This window comes from Chitinophagaceae bacterium (assembly GCA_030053935.1).
Taxonomy (GTDB): Bacteria; Bacteroidota; Bacteroidia; order Cytophagales; family JASGCU01; genus JASGCU01.
In genome coordinates this window covers 7,537-10,695 of record JASGCU010000045.1, presented here as the reverse complement: position 1 = coordinate 10,695, position 3,159 = coordinate 7,537, and the positions used below count along the sequence as shown (strand labels likewise).

The following is a 3,159-nucleotide window of genomic DNA, read 5'->3' as shown; positions in this document are numbered from 1 at the left end:
CTATAGAAGAAAAAGATAAAACTATAGAAGAAAAAGATAAAACTATTGAAAATAGCATTGTAACTTTATCTAAGTATATCAAAGACCCAAACATAATTGCCCTTGAATTAAAAATACCAGTCGAATTTGTTGTAAAGGTTTTGAATAACAGTAAAAAATAAAACGAAATAATATTCCCATTAACTATTCAATTAAACCAGTACACTATTAAAAATAGTAACTTCTTAGATAAATGCTTACCAAAAATTTTAGAATACTTATATGCTATATATAAAAGAAAGAATAGGGGAAGTATCAGTTACTGCGTGAAGAACTTAATAACTGAGCATAATAAAATGTATTGAAATACTTTGTGCGAGAGTTGCTATCCCAATGGCAGTGATGCACATTACGAAGAGAACCTTTTCTCTCCTTTTTTTGTATAATATCTAATAATCCTTGTGACACTTTATTTTTGAATATCATTTTTATATGTATTAAGTTATGAAATTATTATAATTATTTTTTGATTTCACTACTAAAGACAACAAAAAAAATAATACCCCTAAAAAGAGTATGCTAAAAAAGAATTTCTAAAAATAGCCAATCTGTATAGAACAGGATTCCTCAAACAAAAAGATGAAATATTTAGAAATAATCACAAATACAATCAAGAAATATTAAAAAAATTCTCTCTTAAATAAGAAAGGATATTTTTTTGTTTATGAAAAAATATTAAAAAAAAGAAAAAAATAGTATAAAATATTTTTCTTTATAATTTGCAAAAAAATACTTACTTTAAAAATGTTTCAAAAGTACTTTTTAGAAATAATGTTATAAAACATGACATTAAAACCACCTACATTAAAATTATAAGGTTTTTTGCTATAAAATTATTTATTAACAAATACTAACATTTTTTTTTGTTTTTTTAAGTAAAATTCAAAAAAAATAACTTGTGGAAAATTTCAAAAAAAATGTTTTGTATTCAATGTTTAATTTATTTTTGTAAAATAATATAATGAAACATGACAAATACATCATTAATATATTGGAAATACAATACATAAAAAAACAATAAAACAAAATAAAACAATGAATACAATATATAAAACAGCAGTAGCAGTAGGAATATTTGGATGCGTTGCATTAGGAATTCAAGCCAAACCAATAGAAAACACAATCTGCGCCGAAACAACACTTGTATTAAAAATGATGGAGCAAAACCATGCAGAAATAAAAGCAGAACTAAAAGAATTCAAAGCAGAAATAAACAAAAGATTTGATGAAGTAAATAAAAGAATGGATGCCATAGAAAAAAAAGTAGATACAATCGGATTCTATTTTGATATGTTTCAATATATTTTCATTGCTATAGTAAGTGGATTAGTAATGTCTATTCCCGTATTCTTTAAACAAGAAATTAAAAACTTTATAATCAACCTTTTTTCACCAATTAAAAATATAAATACTATGAAAACAAAATCCATTACCAACACAATGAATATTACTATAGCTACTGCATTTTGCATATCCTTATTATGTGGAACACTCTCTGCCAACGCCCAAACATACAGAGATAGAGACAGTGACGGTCTCATAGAAATAAGCACCATAAATCAATTGGACTCCATCAGATATAACCTCACCGGTACCTGTAGCATAGGTACTTGTAATGGGTATGAACTCACGAGAAGTTTGGATTTTAATAGTCCCTCTTCTTATAGAGATACCACAGGAAAACTTGCTGCCTTTACCAAAAAAACAGGAAATGGATGGAATCCTATTGGAAATACTTCTACTGTATATTTTAATGCTACCTTTGAGGGACATGGATACACTATAGATAATCTCTTTATAAACGTATCTACCGACGATACAGGTCTTTTCGGAGCTGCAGAAAGTAGTAGCATTATCAGGAATATAGGTATCAGGAACGTATCTGTATCAGGTAACTTTACTGTCGGCGGGCTTGTGGGATATAATGATGGAACTATAAGCCAAAGCTATACTACAGGATCTAACCATGGTTTTGAAAGTATAGGTGGATTAGTGGGATATAATAATGGAACAATACACCGAAGCTATAGTAGTGCAAATGCATCAGGTGCCTTGTTTATTGGCGGATTAGTTGGATATAATGATAGTTATGGAACAATAAATCAAAGCAATGCTAGAGGATATGTCTCAGGTTCTTCTGATTATATAGGTGGATTGGTGGGAGGTAATGGAGGAACTATAAGCCAAAGCTATGCTACGGGAACTACAGACGGTACTTTTGGAGTCGGTGGATTAGCAGGACAGAATAAAGGATCCATATACCAAAGTTATGCTACAGGCGATGTCTCAGGTTCTAATCCTCCTCCGGTTGGTACTGGAGTAGTTTATACCGGCGGATTAGTCGGAATTAATGAGAATGGAACTATAAGACATGCCTATTGGAATAAGAATGCTACCCAAACAGAAAATGGAACAGCAAGAAGTAATAATAATAAAATAGCAATAGGTAATAGTACAGGCTCTGTTTCTGTTAAATATCTAAGAGGTTTTACTCTTGACACTCTGGAAAGCCCTACAGGATTAGCAACAGATAGCATCCGAGAATTAGGACCGGGTTTTACATATACAAAGGATTCTTTACCAAAAATTAATAAAGGAGCAAGAATTACTGTCAATGGTGTCTATTTTACTCAAACAGTCCCCACTGTTACAAATATAATAACTAATAGCACCGTAGCAAATGTAATACGAGGAACCGATACGACGAGAGCTACTCTTAACGTAGGAGGAGTAAACTTTACTGCCAATATTATAGGTACTACCAATATAACGAGTCCCTATACCATTACCAATATTCAAAATGGAGTAAAGGGAGCACAGACAGTTATTTTTATATCTATTGGAAATAGAACTTTTGGATATGCTCCTTTTGTATTATCGGCAACATCTTCTGCGGGATTACCTGTGTTATTTTCTGCTTCTAATACTCGTATAAGTATAGATAATAATACAGCTACTATAAAAGCAGGAGGCACGGTGAATATTACTGCTTATAGTATAGAAAATGATACGGTAACTTTTGCATCTCAAACACAAATACTTACTATTCAAAAAAGATCTCAGAGTATAAGTTTTGGTTCACTCCCAGATAGAACTTTTGGAGATGCACCATTTGTATTA

General features: G+C 30.6%; 2 protein-coding genes. One reads left to right on the top strand and one right to left on the bottom strand.

What is annotated here, in order from left to right; genetic code table 11:
- Positions 1–294: 294 nt before the first annotated feature.
- On the bottom strand, positions 295–465 hold the full coding sequence (locus QM536_05970) for a hypothetical protein (protein ID MDI9356556.1): 171 nt from the start codon (positions 463–465) through the stop codon (positions 295–297).
- Positions 466–1,074: 609 nt separating this feature from the next.
- Here QM536_05970 and QM536_05965 point away from each other — a divergent pair.
- Positions 1,075–3,159 (top strand): GLUG motif-containing protein (locus QM536_05965; GenBank protein ID MDI9356555.1); only part of this gene is annotated, 2,085 nt, incomplete at its 3' end.